This window comes from Streptomyces sp. NPDC001157 (genome assembly GCF_053598255.1).
In genome coordinates, this window is the sequence record NZ_JBSFJW010000001.1 from 32,070 (window position 1) to 55,430 (window position 23,361).

Annotated in this window: 25 protein-coding genes; 8 read left to right on the plus strand and 17 right to left on the minus strand. The window is 70.8% G+C overall.

Going from position 1 to position 23,361, the window contains the following annotated elements:
• Nucleotides 1-51 precede the first annotated feature (51 nt).
• The 9 genes from ACWDAG_RS00175 to ACWDAG_RS00215 form a co-directional block, all read right to left on the minus strand.
• Complete coding sequence (locus tag ACWDAG_RS00175) at nucleotides 52-1,002, minus strand: catechol 2,3-dioxygenase (protein WP_450693305.1); 951 nt, start codon at nucleotides 1,000-1,002, stop codon at nucleotides 52-54.
• The gene (locus tag ACWDAG_RS00180) at nucleotides 999-2,111 is read right to left on the minus strand and encodes a 4-oxalomesaconate tautomerase (RefSeq protein WP_450693306.1); all 1,113 of its coding nucleotides are present in this window, start codon (nucleotides 2,109-2,111) and stop codon (nucleotides 999-1,001) included. The genes ACWDAG_RS00175 and ACWDAG_RS00180 overlap by 4 nt, the downstream gene beginning before the upstream one ends.
• Nucleotides 2,108-2,812: a 4-carboxy-4-hydroxy-2-oxoadipate aldolase/oxaloacetate decarboxylase gene (locus ACWDAG_RS00185; protein ID WP_450693307.1), complete on the minus strand. Its 705-nt coding sequence runs from the start codon at nucleotides 2,810-2,812 to the stop codon at nucleotides 2,108-2,110. The genes ACWDAG_RS00180 and ACWDAG_RS00185 overlap by 4 nt, the downstream gene beginning before the upstream one ends.
• A complete protein-coding gene (locus ACWDAG_RS00190) occupies nucleotides 2,809-3,558 on the minus strand; it encodes a PIG-L deacetylase family protein (RefSeq protein ID WP_450693308.1) in 750 nt (249 codons plus the stop codon). Before ACWDAG_RS00190 ends, ACWDAG_RS00185 begins: the two co-directional genes overlap by 4 nt.
• Before the next feature lie 121 nt (nucleotides 3,559-3,679).
• On the minus strand, nucleotides 3,680-4,330 hold the full coding sequence (locus ACWDAG_RS00195) for a GntR family transcriptional regulator (protein WP_450693309.1): 651 nt from the start codon (nucleotides 4,328-4,330) through the stop codon (nucleotides 3,680-3,682).
• Between the two features lie 262 nt (nucleotides 4,331-4,592).
• Nucleotides 4,593-5,675 carry a maleylacetate reductase gene (locus tag ACWDAG_RS00200; protein WP_450693310.1) on the minus strand — a complete coding sequence of 361 codons (1,083 nt, stop codon included), beginning with the start codon at nucleotides 5,673-5,675 and terminating at the stop codon, nucleotides 4,593-4,595.
• A complete protein-coding gene (locus ACWDAG_RS00205; protein ID WP_450693311.1) occupies nucleotides 5,672-6,547 on the minus strand; it encodes an intradiol ring-cleavage dioxygenase in 876 nt (291 codons plus the stop codon). Before ACWDAG_RS00205 ends, ACWDAG_RS00200 begins: the two co-directional genes overlap by 4 nt.
• Before the next feature lie 26 nt (nucleotides 6,548-6,573).
• Complete coding sequence (locus tag ACWDAG_RS00210; protein ID WP_450693312.1) at nucleotides 6,574-7,167, minus strand: hypothetical protein; 594 nt, start codon at nucleotides 7,165-7,167, stop codon at nucleotides 6,574-6,576.
• 49 nt (nucleotides 7,168-7,216) lie between these two features.
• Nucleotides 7,217-7,384 carry a hypothetical protein gene (locus ACWDAG_RS00215; RefSeq protein ID WP_450693313.1) on the minus strand — a complete coding sequence of 56 codons (168 nt, stop codon included), beginning with the start codon at nucleotides 7,382-7,384 and terminating at the stop codon, nucleotides 7,217-7,219.
• Nucleotides 7,385-7,638: 254 nt separating this feature from the next.
• Between ACWDAG_RS00215 and ACWDAG_RS00220 the strand changes: the two genes are divergently transcribed.
• Complete coding sequence (locus tag ACWDAG_RS00220; protein WP_450693314.1) at nucleotides 7,639-7,983, plus strand: cupin domain-containing protein; 345 nt, start codon at nucleotides 7,639-7,641, stop codon at nucleotides 7,981-7,983.
• Here the strand turns inward: ACWDAG_RS00220 and ACWDAG_RS00225 are convergent.
• Entirely contained in the window at nucleotides 7,973-8,977 is a 1,005-nt protein-coding gene (locus tag ACWDAG_RS00225) for a LacI family DNA-binding transcriptional regulator (protein ID WP_450693315.1), read from the minus strand. The two genes, ACWDAG_RS00220 and ACWDAG_RS00225, sit on opposite strands and share 11 nt — an antisense overlap.
• Nucleotides 8,978-9,099: 122 nt before the next feature.
• Between ACWDAG_RS00225 and ACWDAG_RS00230 the strand changes: the two genes are divergently transcribed.
• Nucleotides 9,100-10,257: a Gfo/Idh/MocA family protein gene (locus ACWDAG_RS00230; protein WP_450693316.1), complete on the plus strand. Its 1,158-nt coding sequence runs from the start codon at nucleotides 9,100-9,102 to the stop codon at nucleotides 10,255-10,257.
• On the opposite strand, the gene ACWDAG_RS00235 is transcribed toward ACWDAG_RS00230, so the two are convergent.
• Together ACWDAG_RS00235 and ACWDAG_RS00240 are read right to left on the minus strand one after the other, a co-directional pair.
• Nucleotides 10,241-10,855 (minus strand): poly-gamma-glutamate hydrolase family protein, encoded by a 615-nt coding sequence (locus ACWDAG_RS00235; protein ID WP_450693317.1) that lies wholly within the window; start codon nucleotides 10,853-10,855, stop codon nucleotides 10,241-10,243. The two genes, ACWDAG_RS00230 and ACWDAG_RS00235, sit on opposite strands and share 17 nt — an antisense overlap.
• Entirely contained in the window at nucleotides 10,852-11,895 is a 1,044-nt protein-coding gene (locus ACWDAG_RS00240; protein ID WP_450693318.1) for a LacI family DNA-binding transcriptional regulator, read from the minus strand. The genes ACWDAG_RS00235 and ACWDAG_RS00240 overlap by 4 nt, the downstream gene beginning before the upstream one ends.
• A gap of 116 nt (nucleotides 11,896-12,011) precedes the next feature.
• Here ACWDAG_RS00240 and ACWDAG_RS00245 point away from each other — a divergent pair, with 116 nt between their 5' ends.
• From ACWDAG_RS00245 to ACWDAG_RS00270, 6 genes are all read left to right on the plus strand, one after another.
• Nucleotides 12,012-13,178 carry a phytanoyl-CoA dioxygenase family protein gene (locus ACWDAG_RS00245; RefSeq protein WP_450693319.1) on the plus strand — a complete coding sequence of 389 codons (1,167 nt, stop codon included), beginning with the start codon at nucleotides 12,012-12,014 and terminating at the stop codon, nucleotides 13,176-13,178.
• A 27-nt stretch (nucleotides 13,179-13,205) separates the two neighbouring features.
• Nucleotides 13,206-13,982, plus strand: a complete 777-nt coding sequence (locus ACWDAG_RS00250; RefSeq protein WP_450693320.1) for an SDR family oxidoreductase — start codon at nucleotides 13,206-13,208, stop codon at nucleotides 13,980-13,982.
• 122 nt (nucleotides 13,983-14,104) lie between these two features.
• A complete protein-coding gene (locus tag ACWDAG_RS00255; RefSeq protein ID WP_450693321.1) occupies nucleotides 14,105-15,109 on the plus strand; it encodes a Gfo/Idh/MocA family protein in 1,005 nt (334 codons plus the stop codon).
• Between the two features lie 159 nt (nucleotides 15,110-15,268).
• Nucleotides 15,269-16,630: a protoporphyrinogen/coproporphyrinogen oxidase gene (locus ACWDAG_RS00260; RefSeq protein ID WP_450693322.1), complete on the plus strand. Its 1,362-nt coding sequence runs from the start codon at nucleotides 15,269-15,271 to the stop codon at nucleotides 16,628-16,630.
• Nucleotides 16,627-17,643 (plus strand): Gfo/Idh/MocA family protein, encoded by a 1,017-nt coding sequence (locus ACWDAG_RS00265; RefSeq protein WP_450693323.1) that lies wholly within the window; start codon nucleotides 16,627-16,629, stop codon nucleotides 17,641-17,643. Before ACWDAG_RS00260 ends, ACWDAG_RS00265 begins: the two co-directional genes overlap by 4 nt.
• Before the next feature lie 43 nt (nucleotides 17,644-17,686).
• Nucleotides 17,687-18,130, plus strand: a complete 444-nt coding sequence (locus tag ACWDAG_RS00270) for an N-acetyltransferase family protein (RefSeq protein ID WP_450693324.1) — start codon at nucleotides 17,687-17,689, stop codon at nucleotides 18,128-18,130.
• Here the strand turns inward: ACWDAG_RS00270 and ACWDAG_RS00275 are convergent.
• From ACWDAG_RS00275 to ACWDAG_RS00295, 5 genes are read right to left on the minus strand one after another with little or no spacing between them, the layout of a single operon-like run.
• Nucleotides 18,111-19,148 (minus strand): Gfo/Idh/MocA family protein, encoded by a 1,038-nt coding sequence (locus ACWDAG_RS00275; protein WP_450693325.1) that lies wholly within the window; start codon nucleotides 19,146-19,148, stop codon nucleotides 18,111-18,113. The genes ACWDAG_RS00270 and ACWDAG_RS00275 overlap by 20 nt on opposite strands.
• Nucleotides 19,149-19,171: 23 nt before the next feature.
• On the minus strand, nucleotides 19,172-20,074 hold the full coding sequence (locus ACWDAG_RS00280) for a sugar phosphate isomerase/epimerase family protein (protein WP_450693326.1): 903 nt from the start codon (nucleotides 20,072-20,074) through the stop codon (nucleotides 19,172-19,174).
• 1 nt (nucleotide 20,075) lies between these two features.
• Nucleotides 20,076-20,993 (minus strand): ATP-binding cassette domain-containing protein, encoded by a 918-nt coding sequence (locus ACWDAG_RS00285; RefSeq protein ID WP_450693327.1) that lies wholly within the window; start codon nucleotides 20,991-20,993, stop codon nucleotides 20,076-20,078.
• A gap of 5 nt (nucleotides 20,994-20,998) precedes the next feature.
• A complete protein-coding gene (locus ACWDAG_RS00290; protein ID WP_450693328.1) occupies nucleotides 20,999-22,075 on the minus strand; it encodes an ABC transporter permease in 1,077 nt (358 codons plus the stop codon).
• Nucleotides 22,075-23,094, minus strand: a complete 1,020-nt coding sequence (locus ACWDAG_RS00295; protein WP_450693329.1) for a sugar ABC transporter substrate-binding protein — start codon at nucleotides 23,092-23,094, stop codon at nucleotides 22,075-22,077. Before ACWDAG_RS00295 ends, ACWDAG_RS00290 begins: the two co-directional genes overlap by 1 nt.
• Between the last annotated feature and the right edge of the window lie 267 nt (nucleotides 23,095-23,361).

The following is a 23,361-nucleotide window of genomic DNA, read 5'->3' on the forward strand; positions in this document are numbered from 1 at the left end:
CCGGTCCGCGACCGTGCCCGCGGTCAGGGCGCCGACGGGGCGGCAGGCCTGTCAGGCGACCGGCGGCGTCCCGTGCGTGTGGAACGACTCGATGGTCTTCAGGCCCCAGGCCTGCCCCTTCTTCCGCTCCTTCTCGGTCCAGGTGATCAGCGGCCAGTCCGGCGCGAGCACCAGGCGGGTGAGCGGGTTGCACAGCTCGATGCGGTTGCCGCCGGGCTCGTAGACGTACAGGAAGAACGTCTGCTGGATGGCGTGCTTGTGCGGGCCCGTCTCGATGAACACACCGGTGTCGATGGCGAGATCGGCGGCGCGCAGGATGTCCTCGCGGGTGTCGGTCGCGAAGGCGATGTGGTGCAGCCGCCCGGTGGATCCGGTCCAGTCCTCGGTGTAGACGACGTCGTACGACTTGTTCGTGTACGTCAGCCAACGCGCCGCGATCCGGCCGGAGTCGAGCCGGATCTGCTCGGTCGGCCGCGCACCCAGCACGTGTTCCTGGAACTCGGCGCTCGCGAGCACGTCGGCGGCGAGGAAGTTGATGTGGTCCAGTCGCCGCACGCCGACGCCCCGGTTGGGCTTGGCCTGCGGCTGGTTCTTCAGGGCGGGCCTGAGATCGTCGGGCGCCTGGTAGTGCTCGCTCTCCCAGTACAGGGCGTGTTCGTGGCCGTCCGGGTCGGTCGTCGAGTACAGCCTGCCGAGGCCGGGCTCGTCCTCCACCCACTTGCCGCTGCCGCCCGCCTCCTCGATCGCCTCGACACGGCGGTGCAGGGCCTCCTCGCTGGAGGTGCGCAGGGCGAGTCGCCCGAGGCCGGGCTGTTCGCGGGCGGTGAGGACCAGGCTGTGGTGCTCGTAGTCGTCGAAGGTCCGCAGATAGACCGTGTCGCCGTCCTGACCGTTGACCGTGAGGCCCAGGTAGTCGGTGAAGAAGCCGACGCTGGCGTCCAGGTCCGGGGTGAAGAGCTGGGCGTGGCCGATGTGGGCGATGGCGCCGAGCGGCGGGGTCATCGGTGACCTCCTCGGGGGTGCGGGGGGATGGGTGCCGTCCCGGCGGACCGCGGGAAGACGGTGCCGTCGAAGATCTTGCGGGCCGTGCGCACCACGGCGGTGCGACGGGCGGCGGGCAGGCCGTCGGGACCGGTGGCGAGGCTGCTTTCGATGTCCAGGAATCCGGTGGGGTGTTCGATACGGATACGGTCGCTGCCGGCGTCGAGCCGTGCGAGTTCCGCGCCCACCCCGCCCTCGATCCGCAGGCCGGCTGCCACGCCGGCCGCGCCGAGCACACCGATCGACGTGTGGCAGCGCACCGGGATGAAGGTGCGGGTGGAGATCGCGCCACCCTCCCGGGGCGGGGCGAGCAGGGTGAGCTTGGGCACGGTGGTGTCCGAGACATCGCCGAGGCCCATCAGCCGGCCTGCCTCCAGGCGGATCTCGCGCAGCCGCTCGGTGAGCGCGAGGTCCTGCTCCAGGTCCTCGGGCGACTCGTAGCCGGTGGCCTTGAGGGACGAGGCCGCGATGAGCACCGTCGGCATGCCGTTGTCCACGCAGGTCACGGGGGTGCCGTCGATGTCGTCCCGGACCTTGCCGGTGGGCAGCAACCTCCCTGCCCCTGCCGGGAATTCCATGACCACGGGCGCGGCCGTCCCCGGCACGCCCGAGATCTCGGCGTGCCCCGTGTAGTCGACGCGGCCGCGGGGGGTCGGGAAGGTGGCCGTGGCGAAGTCGCCGGTGTTGACCATGCGGATGCGGACGGAGGTCTCCTTCTCCCCCGCCACCACCAGGCCGCGCTCGACGGCGAACGGGCCGACACCGGCGAGGATGTTCCCGCAGTTCTGACGGTCGGTCACTTCAGGCCGGTCGACGGCGACTTGGAGGAAGAGGTAGTCGACGTCGGCGCGTGGATCGGCCGAGACGGACACCACGGCCACCTTGCTGGTGAGCGGGTGAGCGCCGCCGAGCCCGTCGATCTGCCGCTTGTCGGGGCTGCCCATGATGCGCAGCAACAGTGCGTCGCGCAGGGCCGGTTCGGCCGGGAGGTCGTGGGCAAGGAAGTAGGCGCCCTTGGAGGTGCCGCCCCGCATCAGCAGACAGCGGACCTCCTCGGGTCCGCCGGTCACGGCAGCTCCCCCGTGTACTCCTCGTACGTCCGGTACTCGACGCCGAGCCGCTTGAGGGTGTCCCTCAACCCATAGCGGTCCAGTCCGAGTTGGCCGTCGAGGAAGGCGGCGCGGGTGGCGGCCTCCTTGGTCTCGCGGGCCTGTGCCTTCTCCGCGGTCTCGCGGGCGCGTTCCCGGGGTACGACCACGACGCCGTCGTCGTCGGCGAGGATCACGTCGCCGGGGTGGATCACCTGGCCGTCGATGGCGATCGGCACGTTGACCGAACCGCCGGTGGCCTTCACCGTGCCCTGCGAGGAGACGGCCCGGGACCAGGCGGCGAAGCCCATGTCCCGTAGTTCCTGGGTGTCACGGATGCCCGTGCTGAGGACAACGCCGCGCACGCCGCGCTGCTTCAGAGCGGTCGCGAACAGCTCGCCGAACAGACCGTCGGTGCAGGGCGAGGTGGTGGTGACGACCAGGATGTCGCCCTCGCCGCACTGCTCGACGGCGGCGTGGATCATGAGGTTGTCGCCGGGCCAGCCGATCACGGTGACGGCGGTACCCACCACTCGTACGCCCTGCTGGATCGGGCGGATGTCCGGGCCCAGCAGGCCGGTTCGGCCCATCGCCTCGCTGACGGTGGCCACGCCGAAGCCTGCCAGCGCCTCGACGTCCTTCGCAGCCGCCTTCGGCGGGTCGGTGACGATCACGCCGGTCATGCCAGCTCCTTCGCAATCTGCGGGAACGGCCGCATGTACGCCTCGGCCATGGTGTTGTGCGCAAGACCGAGGTTCGGGCCGGCGTTCCGCTTGAGCTGGACGCCGCGGCGGACGGCGAGGTCGGTGTAGTACGCCCACAGGTGCTGCTGGGCGCCCAGGCACTCCATGGCCTTGCGCTTGGTGTCCCACACCTCGGTGATGTCGAGGAGGACCTCGGGCCTGAAGCCGCTCATCTCGGGCTGGTGCGGTTCGAAGTAGAAGACGGGCGGGGCACCGATGATGTCGCCCTCGCCCGGGTATCCGATCGCCTGGGCGAGGATGCGGGCCTGAAGCGCCATGCGGTTGGCGGCCGGGTGGTCGCCGTTGTACGGGTCCTCGACAGGGTGGGTGAGCACCACATCCGGCTGGGTCTCGCGGTAGACGGCGACGAGTTGGTCGGTCAGCCCGGCGGTGGGGATGAGCGGGTAGTCGCCGGCGTCGAAGAAGCGGACCTCGGCGCCGAGGGTGGCGGCGGCACGCTCCGCCTCGTCCCTGCGTATCGCCTTGATCTCGTCGAGCTTCCTGCCCTCGCGCCAAGCCTTGGCGGACTCACCGCGCTCACCGAAGGTCAGACAGGCGATGGTGACCTTCTCCCCGCGGGCGGCGGCCAGGGCGATGGCGCCGCCCGCCCGCCACACGAAGTCCCCGGCATGCGCCGTGACGACGAGGGTGGAGCGTGGGGAGGCGGGCGGGTTGGCCTGGGTCATGCTGGCATCTCCCTTTTCCTGGGCGGCTCACCTCCGTGGTGCTCCAGCCGCACCCCTTCGGCTCGCTCGCCTCGGTGACAGGTGGGCGCCCGCCCGTCAGCGGCTCTCGGCCGCGCGGCTGTCAGTCGCGCAAGGCCTCGATCACGCTGGTGAGGTGGGCACGGACGGCCGTCTCGGCCGCCTGCGGGTCCCTGGACCTGATCGCCTCGATCATCTCCAGGTGCTCCTTCAGGGAGTGCTGGGGACGCCCCGGCCGGAGCGCCAACTGGAAGCGGTGGCGCACCAGTTGGGCGTTGAGCCGGTCCAGCAGATCCACGGCCGTCTGCTGGCCGGAGAACTCACGCACCTTGGCGTGCAGCTCCTGGTTGAGCTCGGAGTAGGTCACCGGCTCACCGTCGGCCACGGCCTTGGTCATCGCCGTACCCAGCTCCGTCAGCTCGGCGAGCTGCTCGTCACTGGCGGCGACGGCAGCCTTCGCCGCGCACAGCCCTTCCAGGACCATCCGGCACTCGGTGATGGCGACCGCTTCCTCCACGGTCACCACCCGCACCCGCGAGCCGCGGTTGCGGATCCGCTCGACGAGGCCCTGGGCCTCCAGATCGATGAGTGCCGCGCGGATGCTGGCCCGTGTCACACCGAACTGCTCGGCGAGCTCGTTCTCCACCAGCCGCTGCGCCGGTGCCATCTCGCCATGCAGGATCGCCTGCCGCAGCTGCGCGAGCGCATGCTGCTTGGCCTGCTCCCCGGTGCTCGGACGGGCTTCTTTCGGCATCGCTGCCCTCCCTGACTGAGTGCCTGTCGAACGTAGATCTAGCCAGACAACATTGTCAACAATTTTGTCAGAGAAGATCGGGCGCCAGGAAGCCACGGCAGCGGGTCCTCGGTGTGGGCGACGAAGTGGTCCACCAACCGGTGGAAGAGGGCGGCAAGTTGCTCGCCTTCCTGGTCGCCACCTTCATTCCGCGCAGGCTTGGGCCACGGCCTTCCGGCAGACGGCCGTCGTCCCGCTCCGGCGGGGCGGCGGCCCTTCCCCGTCAGGCGGCGGGGAACTGCGGTGCCGCGCCCTCGTAGGCCGCCCGCAGCACGGCGAGCGCCCCGTCGGCCGTGACCTCGCGGGGGTTGGCATAGGCCTGGCCCGCGGTCTGCGCCGCCGCGACCGCCAAGTCGGCTTCTTTCAGGCCGAGTTCGGCAAGGGAGCGGGGTGCACCGAGGCGTCCGGCCAGTTCCCGCAGGGCGTGCGGGGCGTCGTCCGTGTCGAGGGCGCGGGCGACGGCGGCTGCCGCATCCGGGGCCGCGGGCTCGTTGTACGCGAGGGCGTACGGCAGGACCACCGTGTGGGTCTCGGCGTGGGGCAGGCCGAAGGTGCCGCCGAGGACGTGGCACAGCTTGTGGTGCAGGCCCATGGTGGTGGCACCGAGGCAGGAGCCGCACAGCCAGGCGCCGTACAGGGCGCTGCTGCGGGCCTCCAGGGAGTCCGGGTCGGCGGCCACCTCGGGCAGGGCGCCCGCCAAGGCCCGTACGCCCTCCTGGGCCATCAGTGCGATCAGGGGTGAGGTGTCGGGGGCGTACAGCGCCTCGACGGCGTGGGCGATCGCGTTGATACCGCTGGTGACGGAGAGCGGTACGGGCAGGGAGAGGGTGAGTTCGGGGTCGTAGACGACGCTGCGCGGCAGGACGACGGGGTCGCGGCCGGTGCGTTTGGCGCCGTGTTCGGTCAGGCCCCAGACCGGGGTCATCTCCGATCCGGAGTAGGTGGAGGGCACGGCGATCAGCGGCAGCCCGGTGCGCAGGGCGATCGCCTTGCCGAGGCCGATCGAGGAGCCGCCGCCGACGGCCACGCAGCCGTCCGCGCCCGCCGCCCGAGCCGCCTCGACGCCCCGGTCGGCGACCTCGACGGGCACATGCATCCGGGCTCCGTCGTGCAGGCCCGCGCAGGCGGGGCCCAGCGAGTCGGCGACCGCGCGTGCCGTGTCGGCGCCGTGGCTGCCGCACACCACCAGCAGCCGGCGCAGGCCGAGCGCCGCGGCCTCGCCTGCGGTCGCGCTGGTGGCGGCGCCGGGCCGGAAGACGACCCGCATGGGCCGGGATTCGTAGGAAAAGTCGAGCTGGTGCTTCACACCTGCTCCAGTACGAGGTCGAAGCGGGCGTGGCGGAAGGGGTTCGGGACGCCGAACTCCCGAGCCAGGGAAGGTTCGTCCGTTCGGGTGAACTCCTGGACCAGGCTCGGCTTGACGGCGAACACCGCGTCCGAGTCGAGGTAGTCGCTGCCCGCGACGAAGATGTGTGTGGTCACCGGTACATGATCCTCGGCCGAGGCGATGAAGTGGATGTGCGCGGGCCGGTAGGGGTGGCGGGCGGTCGCGCGCAGGAGGTCGCCGACCGGGCCGTCCGTGGGGATCGGGTAGGGGCTCGGCACACAGGTGCGGAACCAGAAGCGGCCCTCCGCGTCCGCGGTGAACAGCCCGCGGCCGTTGCCCGGCGGCTGTACGTCCGGGCGCTGGACGTCGTAGAAGCCGTTCCCGTCGGCCTGCCAGACGTCGACGACCGCGCCCGGCAGCGGAGTGCCGTCCCGGGACAGTACCCGGCCGCTGACCACGCACGGTTCGCCGCCGCCCACCAGGTCGATGTCCGCGCCGAGTTCGCGGGCGGGGGACTCGGTCATGTGGAAGGGGCCGAGGACCGTGGACTCGGTGGCTCCGGCGGCGCGGTCTGCGTTGATCGTCTCGACGAGCATCGACAGGCCGAGCACGTCCGACAGGAGGATGAACTCCTGCCGGGTGTCCGTGCAGGTCTGCCCGGTCGCCGTGAGGAAGCCGATCGCCCGCTCCCACTCCTGCTGCGTCAGCCGGGTCTCGCGGGCGAAGGCGTGGAGGTGGCGGATCAGGCCGGTCAGCAGTTCGCGCAGGCGGGGGTCGGTGGTGGCGTGCAGACTTCGTACCGCTTCGTCCGTGACCGATGTGCCGGTGGCGGCTGTGGCGTCGGTGGTCATGTCGGCTCCCTTCACCGGTGCGCGGGTCAGCTGAACCAGACGACGAGCCGTACGTGCTCGTCGCCGTACCTGGCCGCCAGGTCCCGCATGGCCCTCCATACCTGCGCCCAGCATCCCTCGTCCGGCGGGGCGAGCATGCGCGCCGTGAGGATCACGGGGCGGTGCGCCACGTCGGCCAGGCGCACCTCGACGCCGGGAGGCCACTCCGGCGGCGCCAGCAGCAGGTTTCCGCCGAACGTGTCGGCGGCCGCCGCGCGCAGCCCCGGAGTCACCCGCACGAGTTCGTCACCGTCCGGCAGGGACCGCACCGCCCAGTTCCAGGCCGGGCCGTGGGCGAGCGGGGCGTCCCAGTCGACCGCCTCGACCTCGGCCCAGGTGGCGTAGGTGTGGTCGTGTTGGTATTCCCCGACGCCCGACTCCCGTACCGCGTCGGAGATCCCGTCCGGCAGCCCGCGGCCGGCGAAGAGCGGACGTTCCACGTCCCCCGCCCCGCGCACGCCGAAGAGACACTCCCAGGCGACGTAGTCCCGGGGCGGCTGGAAGTCCAGCAGATCGGCCGTGAACCGCCAGTGCCCATCGGGCGAGCGGCTTTCGATGACACCGTCGATGTCCGTACCCACGAGGGATGACCATACGGCAGGACGGGCTCCAATTGGCCCCCGGGAGCCGTTACTTGATGACGGCGTTCGCGACGGCCACGACGACACCGAGCAGTGCGTCGACCGGACCGATGCCCACGGCGACGGCCGGGGCGCGGCCCGACCGTCGTGCCGTGACCAGGCCCGGCCCGAACAGCAGCAGGCCCTGGGGCGTAGCCGTGGGCGAGGGCGGAGGCACACGCGGTCACCACCAGCCAGACGGCGTCGTAGCGGCGGCTGACGATCGCTCCGCGGGATGGGCCGTCGATCGTCTGCAGCACCGTCGTGGCTGGTCGCGCCCGCGCGGCGGAGCCGCATACGATCACAGCCCCGCGCCCCTTCAGGGCGGGGCCCGGCCGCCGGTCGCCACGAGACGAAGTGTCCTCCCACCTGGGGCGATGCCGCACACAATGTCCATGCACGGGCTCGGGGCGGTCTCGCTAGGGTCGGTTCATGACCCACAGCTTCGTTGTGCACATTCCCGACGCCGAGCTCGAGCCCGAGCCTCTCGACCCGGAGCAGATCGTCTCCGGGACGCCGGAGGTGACCGGGAAGGTGGTGTGGGAGTCGGCGGACGGCCGCCAGGTGCGCGGGGTCTGGCAGATCACGCCTGGTGTCGTCACCGACACCGAGGCGGACGAACTGTTCGTCGTGATCAGCGGGTCGGCGACCATCGAGGTCGAGGGCGGGCCGACGCTGACCGTGGGGCCCGGCGACATGGCCGTCCTGCGCGAGGGCGACCGCACGACGTGGACGGTGCACGAGACGCTGCGGAAGGCCTACGCGATCAATCTGTGACCGGGGGCGCCGTGGTGCCGCGGATCTCCAACGTCGGTGCGGTCAGGTGCAGTCGACCCGCTCCCCCGGCGTGTTCGAAGCGGTCCAGGAGACAGCGGGCGGCACGGCGGCCGACCTCGTGGCTGCCGTTGTCGACCGTGGTCAGCCAGACGTGGCGCAGCCGGGCGATGCTCGTGTTGTCGTAGCCGACCACGGACACGTCCTGTGGGACGCGCAGGCCCAGTTCCTCGGCCGCCGAGAGGGCGCCGACGGAGGTGATGTCGTTGACGGCGAAGAGCGCGGTGGGCCGCTGCGGGCGGCTGAGCAGCCGGACGGTGCTGCGGTAGCCGCCCTCCTCGGTCATGTCGCCGGCCTCCACCAGGGCCTGGTCCGCGAGACCGTGTGCCCGCATCGTGGCCTCGAAGCTGCGGCGGCGCAGTTCGCCGACGGCGCCGTAGCCCGCGATGTGCGCGATGCGGCGGTGGCCGAGGCCGATGAGGTGTTCGGTGACCAGCCGGGCGCCCCGCTCGTCGTCGCCCGCCACCACGTCCACGCCCGCCGGGGCCGGTTCGCGGGCGCCCGCGACGACGACCGGGATCCGCTCGGCGGCCGTGCCGAGCGCGGCCGGGTCGGGCAGGGTGCCCACGACGACCAGGCCGTCCACCCGCAGGTCGAGGAGCGGGTCGGCGGGATCCTGGCCGGTGCGGCGGTTGAGGCGGGCGTCCGCGAGGAGCATGCGCAGGCCGTTGTCGTGCAGCAGTGAGTTGAGGCCGTCGAGCAGGTCGACGAACCAGGGGTTGCGCAGATCGTTGAGGAGCACGCCCACCGTGCGGGTGCGCTGTTCGCTGAGGCTGCGCGCGGCGGCGTTGGGCCGGTAGCCGAGTTCTTGCACCGCCCGCAGCACGGCCTCCCGCTTCTCGGGCCGCACCTGCTCGGAGCCGCGCAGCACCAGCGAGACCAGCGACTTGGACACCCCGGCCTGCTCGGCCACGTCGCGGATCGTCGGCGGTTTCATGGTGTGGACCGTTCCATGGGCCGACGCGGCTTGTCAAAGGGGCCGAGGAGGGTTGACAGCCGTTGAGCGTGGGCTTCAGGGTGGCCTGGACAGATTGTGGACCGGTCCAAAGAGGGGCTGTCATGGTGGATTCGCTCGGTGTCGCCGTCGTCGGGTTCGGCTGGATGGGCCGGGTGCACACCCAGGCGTACGCCCGCGTCCTGCACCACTACCCGCAGCTGGGGCTGCGCCCGCAGCTGATCACCGTCGCCGAGGAGGTGCCGGGCCGGGCCGAGGAGGCGGCCGCGCAGTTCGGGTTCGCCTCGACGACCCGGGACTGGCGTGATGTCGTCAAGGATCCGCGGATCCAGGCGGTCAGCATCACCGCCCCGAACTTCCTGCACCGCGAGATCGGCGTCGCGATGGCGGAGGCCGGCAAGCACATCTGGATCGAGAAGCCGGTCGGCCTGAGCGCGGCGGACGCCCGAGCGGTCGCCGATGCGGTGGCCACCGCAGGGGTCCAGGGCGCCGTCGGCTTCAACTACCGCAACGCGCCCGCCGTCGAGGCCGCCCGCGAGCTGATCGCCTCCGGCGGCATCGGCACCGTCACCCATGTCCGCGTCCGCCTGTTCAGCGACTACGCCGCCCACCCCGAGGGCGCTCTGACCTGGCGTTACGAGAAGGAACGCGGCGGCAGCGGCGTCCTGGGCGACCTCGCCTCGCACGGCGCCGACCTGGCCCGCCACCTGCTGGGCGACATCGAGGCGCTGACCGCCGACACGGCCGTGTTCATCCCCGAGCGGGCCCGGCCGACCGGGGCCACCGCCGGCCACACCCGCGCCACCGGCGGCGAGCTCGGCCCCGTCGAGAACGAGGACTACGTCAACTGCTTGCTGCGCTTCGCCTCCGGCGCCCGCGGGGTGCTGGAGGCCTGCCGGGTGTCGGTCGGCGAGCAGAACAACTACGGCTTCGAGGTGCACGGCACGAAGGGCGCGGTCTTCTGGGACTTCCGCCGCATGAACGAGCTCGGGGTCAGCCGCGGTACGACCTACCAGGACCAGCCCGTCAGCACGGTGTACGTCGGCCCGGGCGACGGCGAGTTCGGGGCGTTCCAGCCGGGCGCGGCGAACGCCATGGGCATGGACGACCTGAAGGTGATCGAGGCCCACCGCTTCCTGCGCTCCATCGCGGAGGGCAAGCCGTACGGGGCGACGCTCCCGGACGCCGTGCACAGTGCCGCCGTGCTGGAGGCGATGGTGCGGTCCGTCGAGAGCGGCTCGTGGGTCAGTCCCCGGGCATAGCGGAGGTCAGCGCCTCCACACCCTTGGCCAGGGCGTCGACGACCGACCGCGGGGGTGTGTCCGGCACTCCCGGGGCCCATCGCCTGCGCTCGGTCCTGGCCGCGAGCGGGAGCTCCACCTGGACGCCGCCCCGGCGGGTCAGATTCACCGGGTTCCTGGCGTGCAGGCCGCGCAGCTTCACAGGGATCTCGTCGAGGTCGGTGACCGGGTCGAACTCCGGCCGCAGCGCTTCGAGTTCGCCGGCGATGAGACGGGCGGCCTGCCGGTTGCCGCCGCCGAGGAAGATGGCCCGGGGTGTCGCGGTCCTGTTGTGGCCGTGCAGGGAGATCGTGAGCGCCACCCGGGACAGGAAGTCCCGCAGCAGCGTGCAGTGTCCGACCGCCATGCGCGGGGAGGGGATGTGCACCGGATCGGGCACGCCCGGCTGGGTGAAGACCAGGCAGGTGGCGCCGCACCGCTCGGCCACCGCCTGCGCCATCTCGGCCGTACCGCCCTCGTTGCTGCCGTGCAGCGCCAGCAGTCCCAGCTCGCCGCCCGTGGTGAGCGTGGCGAGCAGTCGGACGCCCTCGATCTCCACGTACTCGCTGCTCGTCGTCACCCGGCTCCTCGGTTCGTCGCCTGCGGGGGCATGTTGTACGGCGTCACGACCTGGATCGCCGACGGCAGCGTAGGCCCCGCCGGCGGCAGGGCGCCGTGGGCACGCATCACGATGTGGCAGGCCTCGCGCATGTCCTGGCGCAGGTCGTGGTGGAGGACTGCGGACAGGCGGTGCTCGCGCAGCAGACGGGTGTTGTCGTGGTCGAGGTCGTGCGCGACGAACACCGCGCACTCGCGACCCAGGTCCTCGAAGGCGCGCAGGGTGGCGTTGTTGCCACCGCCGATGGAGTAGACGGCGCGGATGTCCGGGTCGCGTTCGAGGGCGGCGCGGACCAGGTCGTACTGGGTGGCGTCCAGGCCGTGTCCCTCGGCGATCTCGACCAGGGTGCGGTCCGGGTGACGGCTGCGCATGGCGCTGCGGAAGCCCATCTCGCGCTCCTCCTCGTTGCGGAAGAAGCCGCTGCTCAGGCTGGTGAGCACATTGCCGGGGCGCTCACCCAGCCACTGGCCCATGAGGTACGCGGCGGTCGCGCCGGCGGCCCGGTTGTCGATGCCGACATAGGCGAGGCGGGCGGTGGCGGGCAGGTCGGTGACCAGGGTGACGACGGGGATGCCGGCCTCGGCGAGACGGCCGACTGCGGCCGTGACCTCGGGGACGTCCGGGGCCTTGAGGATCACTCCCTGCGAGCCGCGGCGGGCGATCCGGTCCAGCGTCCTCGTCAGCTCCGCCACCGGGCCTGTCTCGCGGAAGTGGAAGCGCGAGCGGACGACGGCCGGGTGCAGGGAGGGCAGCTCCGCCTCCAGGGCGGCGCGTACGGCGGTGGAGAACCGCTCCGGCGTCTGCATCACTATGTCGATCATGAAGGTGCGGCCGACCAGCCGGACCTGGGTGCGCTGCCGGTCCAGGTCGGCAATGGCCTGCTGGACCTCCCGTGCGGTGCTTTCGCGGACGCCGCCCCTGCCGTTGAGGACCCGGTCGACGGTGGCCTCGCTCAGGCCCGCCTGACGTGCGATCTCCCGGATGGGGAAGGGATGGCCCACCGCGGGCTCCTCTCGCCGGCTTGAGGGGTTTTTGATGGCCGCCTGCTGGTTGTTCGACGGGTTTGTACTGACAAGAATGACAGGGCTGAGTCGCCCCTGTCACCGAGAGGACACCGATGTCCTTCACCGCCGTACACCACCGTGCCTGGCTCTCCGAGCAGGACTGCGACCTCGACTCGTTCCGCGCGCTCGTCGAGCGGACGGCCGACCCCGCCGACTACCCGCACGCCTCCGCGGTGGAGCGCAACGTCCTGCTGTACGACGCCGAAAGCGTCCGTGCCGCGAAGGACCGCCGGGGCCTCATGGAGGAGCTCGTCAGGGCGCTCACCGATGGACCCGGAGTGGTGGTCTTCCGGGGCGCCTTCCCCGACCACGCGGTGGTCGACCGGGCCACCGAGGTGTTCGACGCGCTGATCCGCGAGCAGGACGCGGCGGGCACGACGGCCGGCGACCACTTCGCCAAGCCCGGCGCGAACGAGCGGGTGTGGAACGCACTGGAGAAGGCGGCCCTCTACGACCCGGCGGCGTTCGTCGACTACTACGCCAACCCGGTCCTCGCACTGGTCTGCGAGGCCTGGCTCGGCCCCGGCTACCAGGTCACCTCCCAGGTCAACGTGGTCAACCCGGGCGGTCTCGCGCAGACCGCGCACCGCGACTACCACCTCGGCTTCCTCTCCGACGAGAGAGCCGCGGCCTATCCGGCGCACGTCCACCGCCTCTCCCCCGTGCTCACCCTGCAGGGCGCGGTCGCGCACTGCGACATGCCGGTGGAGTCGGGGCCGACGCTGTACCTGCCGTTCTCGCAGGCGTACGAGCCGGGCTATCTGGCATGGCGGCGGCCCGAGTTCCAGGCGTACTTCAAGGAGCACCACGTCCAGCTCCCGCTCGCCAAGGGCGACGCCGCCTTCTTCAACCCGGCGCTGTTCCATGCCGCCGGGACCAACCGCACCACGGACGTGCGGCGCATGGCCAATCTGCTCCAGGTGTCCTCCGCCTTCGGCCGGGCGATGGAGACCGTGGACCGGGAGGCGGTGGCGAACGCGGTCTATCCCGTGCTGCTGCGCCGCAAGGCGGACGGTGCGGACGAGGCCTGGCTGGAGAACGTGATCGCCGCGAGCGCCGAGGGCTACCCCTTCCCCACCAACCTCGACAGCGATCCGCCGGTCGACGGACTGGCCCCGCCCTCGCAGGCGGACCTCGTGCGCCGGGCGCTGCGCGAAGGCCGACTCCCTCGGGTGCTGCGGGACGAGCTGCGGGCGAGCACCGAACGCCGCGCCAGCTGACGCACGCCGAAAGGACAACGAAGATCCATGGGACTTCTCGACGACAAGGTCGTCCTCGTCAACGGCGGAAGCCAAGGAGTCGGGGCCGCCGTCGCCCGCGCCGCCGTGCGTGAGGGGGCGGCCGTGGCCGTCACCGGCCGGCGGGCGGAAACCGGCGAGACACTGGTGACCGAACTGACGGCCGCGGGCGGCAAGGCAAGGTTCGTGCGCGCCGACCTGTCCGACGCCGAGCAGGCGAAGGCGGCGGTGGGCGAGGTGGTCGCCGAGTACGGGCGGATCGACTGTCTGGTCAACTCCGCGGGCCTGACCTCCAGGGGCACGCTCCTTGACACCACGCCCGAGCTGTTCGACCAGCACATCGCGATCAACCTCAAGGCACCGTTCTTCGCGATGCAGGCCGCCGTCGCCGACATGGTCTCCCGCAAGGCCCCCGGCACGATCGTCAACATCATCACGTCCTCGGCGCACGGCGGGCAGCCGTTCCTGGCGCCGTACGTGGCCGCGAAGGCGGGCCTCGTCGGCCTGACCCGCAACGCCGCGCACGCGCACCGCTTCGACCGGGTGCGCATCAACGGCCTCAACATCGGCTGGACGGCGACCGAGGGCGAGGACGTCACCCAGAAGACGTTCCACGGGGCCGACGACAGCTGGCGAGAGGATGCCGCCGCCAGGCTGCCGATGGGCAAGCTGGGCCAGCCGGACGAGATCGCGGACTTCGTGGTCTTCCTGCTGTCGGAGCGGTCGGGCGTGGTGACCGGGTCGGTGATCGACTGGGACCAGAACGTGTTGGGCGGCCTGGACTGACATCAGCCGAACTCAGCCCGTCCGGCGTTTGAGGACGAGCCCGAAGGGCGATCGGGGTCCGGGGCGGAGCCCCGGCAGCGGACAGCAACCACACACCAAGAAACAGGAAAGCAGCGGAGCTCATGCGTATCGGAATCCTCGGCCTCGGCCGCATCGGCGCCTTCCACGCCGAAACCCTCTCCGGGCTCGACGTGGTCGAGTCGCTCGTCCTGACCGACCCGTTCGCGGACGCCGCCAAGTCCGCGGCGGAGCGGTTCGGCGGCGAGGTCGTGGACTCGCCTCAGGCCCTGCTGGCGGCCGGTGTGGACGGCATCGTGGTCGCGGCCGCCACGGACGCCCACCCCGGGCTGATCCTGGCCGGGGTCGAGGCCGGCATCCCGGTCTTCTGCGAGAAGCCCGTCGCCAAGACGATGGCCGAGGGCGTCCAGGTCCTCAGGGCCGTCGAGGGCAGCGACGTGCCGATCCAGATCGGCTACAACCGCCGCTTCGACACCGGTTTCGTGAACGCTCGCGCGGCCGTGCAGAGCGGTGAGCTGGGCAAGCTGCACACCGTACGGTCGACCACGCTGGACCCGGCGCCCCCGCCGGCCGCGTACATCGCCGCCTCGGGCGGTATCTTCCGCGACTGCTCGGTGCACGACTTCGACATCATCCGCTGGGTGACCGGCCGTGAGGTCGTCGAGGTGTACGCCGTCGGCGGCAACCGGGGCGCCGAGTACATCAAGGACGCGGGCGACGCCGACACCACCGGCGCGATCCTCACCCTGGACGACGGCACCATCGCGGTGGTCTCCAACTCCCGCCACAACGCCCGGGGTTACGACGTCCGCATGGAGATCCACGGCTTTACGGACTCCATCGCGGTGGGTCTGGAGGACAAGCTGCCGCTGCGCTCCGTCGAACCCGGCGTGACCTTCCCGGCCGGCACCCCGCACGACTTCTTCATGGACCGCTTCACCGCGGCCTACCGTGCCGAACTCACCGCGTTCACCGAGGTCGTGGCCGGCAGCCGGCCCTCGCCCTGCACGATCGCGGACGCCCTGGAGGCCGGCTGGATCGCCGACGCGTGCACGCTGTCGCTGCACGAGCACCGCCCGGTGACCATCGCCGAGGTCCGCACCGCCTGAGCGGGGCTCAAGTCTCTCGTGCTCCGGGCGCCGGCCCGGCCTCCTGCGCCCGGAGCACGAGTGTGCGAATCGCCACGTTGTCCTCGTCGGTCACGACCACGGGATCTCCCGTACAACCATGAGATCCACGCACGTCGGACCGAACGAGGAGCAACGACCATGAGCACCGGCGAGATGTCCCGGCCCCACGCCGACCCCCGTCGATCCGCCCCGTCCGGCGGGCAGTTACGCAGTGAGCGGCGCCTGGTCGTCATCGGCGCCGGACCGAGCGGCCTCACGGCCGCCCGTGAACTGGAGCGTGCCGGGCACCGGGTGACCGTCCTGGAGGAGCAGGAGACGGTGGCGGGGAAGTGTCAGAGCGTGCACGTGGACGGCCGGCCCCACGACCTGGGCGGCCACATCTGCACCAACCAGTACGAGCGGACGGCCGAGTTGCTGACGGAACTGGACGTGGAGACGGAGCGCACCACCCGCTACCGCGTCCTCGACGTCGAGGAGCGCACCGCGACCCGCCAGACCATGTCCTTCCTTCTCGACGGAGCCTTCGAACGCTACCGGGCGCTGCGCGAGCGCGAGTTCCCGCGCATCGCGGAACCCGGGCTCGCCCACTCGGCGCGGGCCCTGGCCGCCCCGGTCACCGACTGGCTCGCCGAGCACGGCCTGGAGTCCATGGCCGAGTCGTTCGGCACCGGATACACCGCGGCCGGGTACGGCTATCTCGACGACCGGCTGCCCGCGCTGTACTTCGTCAAGTACGCCGAGATGACCGGCCTGCTGTCCCGCAGGCCCGAACTGCTGGGCCACGGCGGCGCGTTCACCGTCACGGGCGGGTTCGCCACGCTGTGGCAGCGGGTCGCCGAGGAGCTGAAGGACGTACGGTGCGCGGTGCGGGTGGTGTCGGTCGAGCGGCACGAGGGCGGGGTGCGGGTGCACACGGACTCGGGCCCCGTGGAGGCCGACGACCTGGTGCTCGCCGTCCCCCTCGACCGCATCCTGCCGGCCCTGGACGCCACCGCCGAGGAGCTCGACCTCGCCGGGCGGATCCGCAGCAACGCCTACCACACCACCCTCGCCACCGCCTCCGGCCTGCCCGAGAGCGCCTTCTACTTCCTGGACCGCCACACCGCGAGCCGCGAGGCGGCCGGCCACTGCGTCTCGTACCACCACCGCTACCCGGGCAGCGACGTACGGACCTTCTACTCCTACGGCCGCCCCGAGGACGTCAGCGCGCTGCTGCGGGACGACGTGGCGAAGCTCGGCGGGCGGCTGGAGACGGTACATCTGCACCGCCAGTGGGACTTCATGCCGCACTTCGGCAGCGACGACCTCGCAGACGGCGCCCTGGACCGGCTCGACGCGCTGCAGGGCCGCGACCACACCTACTACGTCGGCGGCCTGCCCGCCTTCGAACTCATCGAGTGCGCCATCGCCCACGCCCAGGACCTGGCCCGCCGCCATTTCCCGCCCGCCGACGGCACACTGCCCCTGCACGAACGGACAGAGAAGGAAACGACCTCATGAGCGAACCGGTCCTCGAACCCCTGCGCATCGGCGTCCTGGGCGCCGCCCGCATCACCGAACGATCCCTGATCGACCCGGCCCGCACCACCGGCCACCGCGTGGTCGCGGTGGCCGCCCGCGACCGCTCCCGCGCCGAGGCCTTCGCCGCCGAGCACGGTGTGGAGCGGGTCGCGGACTCCTACGCCGCCCTGCTCGCCGACCCCGAGGTCGACGTCGTCTACAACCCCCTCGCCAACGGCCTGCACGGCCCGTGGAACCTGGCCGCCCTCGCGGCCGGCAAGCACGTCCTGAGCGAGAAGCCGTCGGCGAGCAACGCCGAGGAGGCCGCCGAGGTACGGGAGGCGGCGGCCAAGGCCGGCACGGTCTTCATGGAGGCCTTCCACTACCTCTTCCACCCGGTCACCCGCCGCCTGCACGAGCTGCTGGAGAGCGGTGAACTGGGCGAGCTGCAGCGGGTGGAGACCATGGTCGCCATCCCGGCCCCGGAGGACGCAGACCCGCGCTGGTCCCTGCCGCTGGCCGGCGGCGCCGTGATGGACCTGGGCTGCTACAGCCTGCACGCCGTGCGGATGCTGGCGCCCTGGGCGGGCGGCGCACCCCGGCTCGTCTCCGCGCGCGGCGGGGAGCGTTCGGGCGCGCCGGGGGTCGACGAATGGCTGGACGCCGACCTGGCCTTCCCGAACGGCGCCACCGCCTCGGCACGCTGCCACATGGCGTACGACAAGCTGGAGATGAGCTGCCGGATCATCGGCAGCCGCGGCGAGGCACTGGCCCCGAACTTCGTCCTCCCCCAGATGGACGACCGGATCATCGTCCGCACCGCGGACGGCGAGCGCACGGAGCGACTCGGCACCCGCTCCTCGTACACCTACCAACTGGAGGCGTTCGCGGCGCGGGTACGGCAGGGCACTCCGCTGCCACTGGACCCGGACGACGCGCTGGCGACGATGACGCTGATCGACGAGAACTATCGGGCGGCGGGGTTCGAGCCGCGGCCCCGGACGCGGGTGTAGGGCGAAGCCACGGTACGGCCATGGCTCTGGGATGATCGCCGCCATGGCCGCACGCATCGCACCCGCCCAAGTCACCGACATCCAGCAGGTCCTGGCCGATCACCCCCGTTACTGGGGCGACCGGGATCTGCGGGACCTGCATCTCCTGGCCCTGGTGCAGGAGTTCGGCGAGACCTGTCTGGTCGCTCGTTCCGACGACGGCATTCTCGGCTATCTGATCGGCTTCGTCACGCCCGGCGGCACCGGATATGTGCACCTGATCGCGACGCGGGACGACGCTCGGGGCAGCGGTCTGGGGCGGGAGCTGTGGGGCGCCTTCACCGAGGCCGCGCGGCGGCAGGGGGCGGTGCGACTGAAGGCCATCACGAGCCTCGGCAACAAGGGGTCCATCGCCTTCCACCGCAGTCTCGGGTTCGAGGTACGGGTGGAGGAGGACTACAACGGGCCCGGCGAGGACCGGGTCGTGTTCAGCCGGGCTGTCGGGTGACCTCGTACAGCGCCGGCCGCTCCACCAGTTCCACCGGCACCCGGGTGCCTTCCTCCAGCGCCTTCACGCCCGCCTCGCACACCGCCGCGACGGCGTAGCCGTCCCACACGCTCGGGCCGACGACCTCGCCGCGGCGGGTGGCGTCGACCCAGGCCTGGACCTCGCGGTCGTAGGCGTCGGCGAAGCGTTCGATGTAGTCCTGGGCGATGGTGCCGCCCCAGCGGCCTGCCATGTTGGTGACCAGGGCGTGGCCGTCGCCGATGCGGGCGGTGCCGCGTTCGCAGACCACCTCGGCCTGGACCTGGTAGCCGAAGCCGCAGTTGACGAAGATCTCGACGTCGACGATCGCGCCGCCGTCGGTCTCGAAGACGACGAACTGCGGGTCCTGTATCCCGTCCGGTGCGTTCGCGGACGGGGTGGGGCGCAGCACCGTGACGGTGGTGATCTCCTGGCCGAGCAGCCAGCGCGTCACGTCCATCTCGTGCACGACGGAGTCGTTGATGAGCATCTCGCTGCGCCAGCCGGGCGGGGAGGCGAGGTTGCGATGCCGGTTGTGCAGCATCAGCGGGCGTCCCAACTGGCCTGTGTTCAGGAGGGACTTGAGCTTCATGTATTCGGCGTCGTAGCGCCGCATGAAGCCGACCTGGACCCGGCGGCGGCCCAGCTTCAGCTCCGCTTCCAGCACGCGCAGTGCGGAGGCCGCGTCCGGGGTGAGCGGCTTCTCGCACAGCACGGGCAGATCGTGCTCGAACGCCGTGAGCAGGGCCGCCTCGTGGGCGGGCCCCGGGGAGGCGATCAGCACGGCGTCGACATCGGCTGCCGCCATGGCCGCGGCCGGGTCGGAGTAGGCGGTGCAGCCGTCGATGCGGGCCGCGACGTCCTTGGCGCGTTCCGCATCGACGTCCACGACGGCAGTCACCCTGGCCCCGCTGATGACCTCCTGGACACGGCGGACATGGTCGGCGCCCATCTTGCCGGTGCCGACGACCGCGACCTGCAGTGTTCCTTGCCGAGCCATGGTCGTTCGTCCCCCTTCGGAGGTCAGGCGCCGCAGGACCTCAGGAACTTGCGGGTGCGCACCGCGATCGGCAGCGGCTTGTCCGGCTCGCACGGGTACATGTCCTGCTCGACGATGGCGAACAGCTCCACGCCGAGCTTCTGTGCGGCCTCCATCACCGGCCCCAGCTCCGGGACTCCGGCGGGCGGTTCGCACATCACGCCCTGCGCCACGGCAGGCCCGAACGGGGTGCCCTTGGCCTGTACGTCGGCGAGGATCTGCGGGTCGACCTGCTTGAGGTGCAGATAGCCGATGCGTTCGCCGTAGGTCTCGATCAGCTTGACGCTGTCGCCGCCGCAGTAGGCGTAGTGCCCGGTGTCCAGGCACAGGTTGACCAGTTCGGAGTCGGTCGAGTCGAGGAAGCGCTCGACGTGGTCCTCGGTGTCGATGTGGGTGTCGGCGTGCGGGTGCACGACGATGTCGAGGCCGTACGCCTCCTTCACCTCGTGCCCGAGCCGCTCCATGCCCTTGGTGAGATACGCCCACTGCTCGCCGGTCAGCTCCTGCGGCTCCAGGATCTCGGCGGTCTTGTCGTCCCGCCAGAACGACGGGATGACGACGAGATGCTTGGCGCCCATCGCCTGGGTGAGCGCCGCGACCTGGCTGACGTGCTCCCAGGTGGACTCCCAGACGGAGGGGCCGCGGTGCAGGCCGGTGAAGACCGTGCCCGCCGAGACCTTCAGGTCACGCCGGTTGATCTCGTCGGTGAGGCGGGCCGGGTCGGTCGGCAGATAGCCGTACGGGCCCAGCTCGATCCATGAGTACCCGGCCTCGGCGACCTCGTCGAGGAAGCGTTCCCAGGGCACCTGCCGGGGGTCGTCCGGGAACCAGACGCCCCAGGAGTCGGGGGCCGATCCGACCCGGATGCGGTCCAGAGCGCCTGCCATGTCAGGAGGTTCCTTCCGGGCTTGCCGCCACGGGTGCGGTGAGGTCTTCCTTCTCCGGGAGTTCTTCGACGTCGACGCCGCTGACCTGGGACAGTTCGTGCTTGAGCGCGGCGAGTTCGGCGCCACCGGCCATGTGGTTGGTCAGCTCTTCCAGGGTGATCTGGCTGCGTTCGGCGGACAGCTCCATGGTGCCCAGGCGCAGCACGCTGAAGTGGTCGCCGACCATGTAGGCGTGGTGCGGGTTGTGGGTGATGAAGATGACGCCCAGGCCGCGCTCACGGGCCGCGGCGATGTACTTCAGCACCACACCGGACTGCTTGACGCCCAGCGCGGCGGTGGGCTCGTCCAGGATCAGCACGCGGGCGCCGAAGTAGACCGCGCGGGCGATCGCCACGCACTGGCGCTGGCCGCCGGAGAGGGTGCCGATGGGCTGTTCCAGGTTGTCGAGGACGATGCCCATCTCGCGCAGCTCGTGATCGGCGGTCTTCTTCATCTTCTCGATGTCGAGGCGCCGGATCGGCCAGGGGCCCTTGGTCATCTCGGAGCCGAGGAAGAAGTTGCGCCATACCGGCATCAGCGGGACGGTCGCCAGGTCCTGGTAGACGGTGGCGATCCCCCTGTCGAGCGCGTCGCGGGGGGTGGTGAAGCGCACCGGCTGCCCGTCGACGAGGAACTCGCCCTCGGTGTGCTGGTGCAGCCCGGAGATGATTTTGATCAACGTGGACTTGCCGGCGCCGTTGTCGCCCAGCACACAGGTCACCTGCCCGGGGTGGACCTTCAGGCTCACCCCGTGCAGGGCGCGGACGTTGCCGTAGGCCTTGCCCGCGTTGCGCAGTTCGACGATCGCCCCGTCCTTCGCCGCGGGGGCGGTGTCGGCGATGATCTCGCCGTGCGTACCGGCCTTGTTCTTGTCTGTCATCGGTTTCACCTTCGGGTCATGGTGCGCTGGACCCACAGATTGATCAGGACGGCGCCCAGCAGCATGACGCCGAGGAAGGCCTTGAACCAGTCGGGGTTCCAGCCGGCGTAGACGATGCCCTGCTGCACCATGCCGAACATGAACGCGCCGAAGACCGGGCCGATCGCCGTGCCGTAACCGCCGGTCAGCAGGCATCCGCCGATCACCGCACCGGAGATGTAGATCAGCTCGATGCCCACGCCCTCACCGGACTGGACCGTGTTGAAGGAGAACAGCTGGTGCATGCCCACGAACCAGGCACCGAAGCCGACCAGCATGAACAGACTGATCTTCGTGAAGGCCACCGGCACACCGACCGCGCGGGCGGAGTCCTTGTTGCCGCCCACCGCGAAGGTCCAGTTGCCGTAGCGGGTGCGCAGCAGCACCCAGGTGGCGATCCCGGCGAACAGCAGCCACCAGAACACGGTGATCTTCACCTGCACGCCGCCGATGTCGAAGGACGACGCGAAGACCTTCTTGGCCTGGTCGAAGCCGTCCATGTTGCTGATGTCGTCGGTGGCCACGTTCCCGGTGACCAGCTTGGTCACCGCGAGGTTGACGCCCTGCAGGATCAGGAAGGTGCCCAGGGTGACCAGGAAGCTGGGCAGCCCGGTCTTGACCACCATCCAGCCGTTGAAGAACCCGATCGCCAGCGACACCACCAGGGCGGCGATCACACCGACCCACACGTTCATGGTGAGCTGATAGCTGATCATCGCCGCGGTCAGCGCCGAGGTGATCACCCCGACACCGGCCGACAGGTCGAACTCCCCGCCGATCATCAGCAGCGCCACCGGGATCGTCACGATGCCCAGCGTGGAGGACTGGTAGAGGATGTTCGCCATCGAACTGGCGTCGCGCACCGGCGGCGCCGAGATCAGGAAGAACACGTACACCGCGACGGCACCGAGGAAGACACCCACCTCGGGGCGGGCCAACAGCCGCACGACCAGAGGCCGTTCAGCGGTACGCCCGTCGGTCTCCTTGGGGCCGGGGACCGGCGGTGAGGTCACCGCCGGCTCGGCATGCTGGGTCATGCTCATCACCGGGTTCCGTTGGCGGCATACTTGGAGACCGCCTCGACATTGGACTTGTCGACGAAGGCCGGGCCGGTCAGCACCGGCTGCTCACCGCCGCCCATGTAGTTGCCGTTGTTCTTGTACAGCCACAGCGAGTCGATCGCCAGGTAGCCCTGGAGCCAGGGCTGCTGGTCCACCGCGAACTGGATCGTGCCCTTGCTGATGGCGGTCGTCAGGTCCTTGTTGAGGTCGAAGGTGGCGACCTTCGCCTTGCTGCCGGCGTCCGAGACCGACTGCACCGCGGTCAGCGCGTACGGAGCGCCGAGGGCGGTGACGTAGTCGATGGAGGAGTCCTGCTTGAGCTTCGCGGTGATCGTCGACTTCACGGACGGCATGTCGGTGCCGTTGACGTAAAGAACGTCGGTCTTGCCGGAGAAGGTCTTCTTCACGCCGTCGCAGCGCTGGGTCAGGCCGACGTTGCCCTGCTCCTGGATGACGCAGACGGTGTGCTTGGCGCCGAGGTCGTTGAGCTTCTTGCCGAACGCCTCGCCGGACACGGACTCGTCCTGGCCGAAGAACTCCAACAGGCCGAGCTTCTTCCAGTCACTGAGACCGGAGTTGAGGCCCACCACGGGTATGTTGGCCGACTTCGCCTTGCCGACGACGTTCTTGAGGGCGTCCGGCTTGGCCAGGGTGATGGCGATGCCGTCGACCTTCTGGTCGATCGCGTTCTGCACCAGGTTGGACTGGTTGCCCGCGTTCGGGTCGTGCGAGTAGATGAGCTTGATGTTGTCCTTGGCCGCGGCGGCCTCGGCGCCCTTGCGGACGATGTCCCAGAAGGTGTCACCGGGCGACTGGTGCGTGACCAGCGCGACCGTCATGCGAGGCGTGGTGGCCTTGCCGGCCGATGCGTTGGCGCCACCCTCCTCGGACTTCTTGCCCCCGGAGCTGCTGGAGCAGCCGGCGAGGGTCAGGGCAGCCGCCGCGGCCACCGCGACAACGGGGGCGATTCTGCGGGAGCGGGGGTGAGAAGAGCGGTCCATCTTTCCTGGCACCTCACTGTGCGTTGCGGGGGAAAGGGAGAGGGGGATCACGAAGATCCAGGGCCCGGGATCTTGGCATGCCCGGGTCGTCTGCCGCAAACGCGGCGGTCGGCCTGGGACGGGATCAAACCCCTGGCCGCGCCCGCTGTCAATACTTTGTTAAGACATCATTTCACGAGCTAGTCCGAATGTAAGTACAAACTATTGACAGTGTCGCCCTTCGAGGCCTACACCTGGGAGGCGGCAGGCCCTCTGGGACCCGCATCC

What these genes read in the sequence shown, in the direction of transcription:
- ACWDAG_RS00285 (WP_450693327.1), bottom strand. Translation starts at nt 20,993, where the DNA reads ATGACAGACAAGAACAAGGCCGGTACGCACGGCGAGATCATCGCCGAC.
- ACWDAG_RS00230 (WP_450693316.1), top strand. Translation starts at nt 9,100, where the DNA reads ATGGTGGATTCGCTCGGTGTCGCCGTCGTCGGGTTCGGCTGGATGGGC.
- ACWDAG_RS00245 (WP_450693319.1), top strand. Translation starts at nt 12,012, where the DNA reads ATGTCCTTCACCGCCGTACACCACCGTGCCTGGCTCTCCGAGCAGGAC.
- ACWDAG_RS00250 (WP_450693320.1), top strand. Translation starts at nt 13,206, where the DNA reads ATGGGACTTCTCGACGACAAGGTCGTCCTCGTCAACGGCGGAAGCCAA.
- ACWDAG_RS00220 (WP_450693314.1), top strand. Translation starts at nt 7,639, where the DNA reads ATGACCCACAGCTTCGTTGTGCACATTCCCGACGCCGAGCTCGAGCCC.
- ACWDAG_RS00225 (WP_450693315.1), bottom strand. Translation starts at nt 8,977, where the DNA reads ATGAAACCGCCGACGATCCGCGACGTGGCCGAGCAGGCCGGGGTGTCC.
- ACWDAG_RS00205 (WP_450693311.1), bottom strand. Translation starts at nt 6,547, where the DNA reads ATGACCACCGACGCCACAGCCGCCACCGGCACATCGGTCACGGACGAA.
- ACWDAG_RS00175 (WP_450693305.1), bottom strand. Translation starts at nt 1,002, where the DNA reads ATGACCCCGCCGCTCGGCGCCATCGCCCACATCGGCCACGCCCAGCTC.
- ACWDAG_RS00260 (WP_450693322.1), top strand. Translation starts at nt 15,269, where the DNA reads ATGAGCACCGGCGAGATGTCCCGGCCCCACGCCGACCCCCGTCGATCC.
- ACWDAG_RS00195 (WP_450693309.1), bottom strand. Translation starts at nt 4,330, where the DNA reads ATGCCGAAAGAAGCCCGTCCGAGCACCGGGGAGCAGGCCAAGCAGCAT.
- ACWDAG_RS00270 (WP_450693324.1), top strand. Translation starts at nt 17,687, where the DNA reads ATGGCCGCACGCATCGCACCCGCCCAAGTCACCGACATCCAGCAGGTC.
- ACWDAG_RS00275 (WP_450693325.1), bottom strand. Translation starts at nt 19,148, where the DNA reads ATGGCTCGGCAAGGAACACTGCAGGTCGCGGTCGTCGGCACCGGCAAG.
- ACWDAG_RS00290 (WP_450693328.1), bottom strand. Translation starts at nt 22,075, where the DNA reads ATGAGCATGACCCAGCATGCCGAGCCGGCGGTGACCTCACCGCCGGTC.
- ACWDAG_RS00280 (WP_450693326.1), bottom strand. Translation starts at nt 20,074, where the DNA reads ATGGCAGGCGCTCTGGACCGCATCCGGGTCGGATCGGCCCCCGACTCC.
- ACWDAG_RS00295 (WP_450693329.1), bottom strand. Translation starts at nt 23,094, where the DNA reads ATGGACCGCTCTTCTCACCCCCGCTCCCGCAGAATCGCCCCCGTTGTC.
- ACWDAG_RS00265 (WP_450693323.1), top strand. Translation starts at nt 16,627, where the DNA reads ATGAGCGAACCGGTCCTCGAACCCCTGCGCATCGGCGTCCTGGGCGCC.
- ACWDAG_RS00190 (WP_450693308.1), bottom strand. Translation starts at nt 3,558, where the DNA reads ATGACCCAGGCCAACCCGCCCGCCTCCCCACGCTCCACCCTCGTCGTC.
- ACWDAG_RS00185 (WP_450693307.1), bottom strand. Translation starts at nt 2,812, where the DNA reads ATGACCGGCGTGATCGTCACCGACCCGCCGAAGGCGGCTGCGAAGGAC.
- ACWDAG_RS00255 (WP_450693321.1), top strand. Translation starts at nt 14,105, where the DNA reads ATGCGTATCGGAATCCTCGGCCTCGGCCGCATCGGCGCCTTCCACGCC.